1 protein-coding gene is annotated in these 605 nt (G+C 67.4%); it reads left to right on the top strand.

Translation table 11 applies throughout. The features are described 5' to 3' along the window. A partial coding sequence (locus CCN33_RS25880; protein ID WP_140394676.1) for a DEAD/DEAH box helicase occupies positions 1–605 on the top strand: 605 nt, incomplete at both ends.

Genomic DNA, 605 nt, shown 5'->3' with positions numbered 1-605 from the left:
GCCGTCCTGGTGCCCACCACCCTGCTGGTGCAGCAGCACTTCGGCACGTTCTCGGAGCGGTACTCCCAGTTCCCGGTCAAGGTGCGCGCCCTGTCCCGCTTCCAGACCGAGACCGAGGCCAAGGCCGTCCTGGAAGGGCTCAAGGAGGGCTCGGTGGACATCGTCATCGGCACCCACCGGCTGTTCTCCTCCGAGACCAAGTTCAAGGACCTGGGCCTGGTCATCGTCGACGAGGAACAGCGCTTCGGCGTCGAGCACAAGGAACAGCTCAAGAAGCTGCGCGCCAACGTGGACGTCCTCACCATGTCCGCCACGCCCATCCCGCGCACTCTGGAGATGGCGGTCACCGGCATCCGCGAGATGTCCACCATCACCACCCCGCCCGAGGAGCGCCACCCGGTCCTCACCTTCGTCGGCCCCTACGAGGAGCGGCAGATCGGCGCCGCCATCCGCCGCGAACTGCTCCGCGAAGGCCAGGTCTTCTACATCCACAACCGCGTCGAGTCCATCGACCGCGCGGCCGCGAAGCTCCGTGAGATCGTCCCCGAGGCGCGCATCGCCACCGCCCACGGCCAGATGTCCGAACAGGCGCTGGAACAGGTCGT

Source organism: Streptomyces recifensis, from assembly GCF_002154615.1.
GTDB classification, from domain to species: domain Bacteria; phylum Actinomycetota; class Actinomycetes; order Streptomycetales; family Streptomycetaceae; genus Streptomyces; species Streptomyces griseoluteus.
This window is presented reverse-complemented; position numbering and strand designations above follow the sequence as displayed.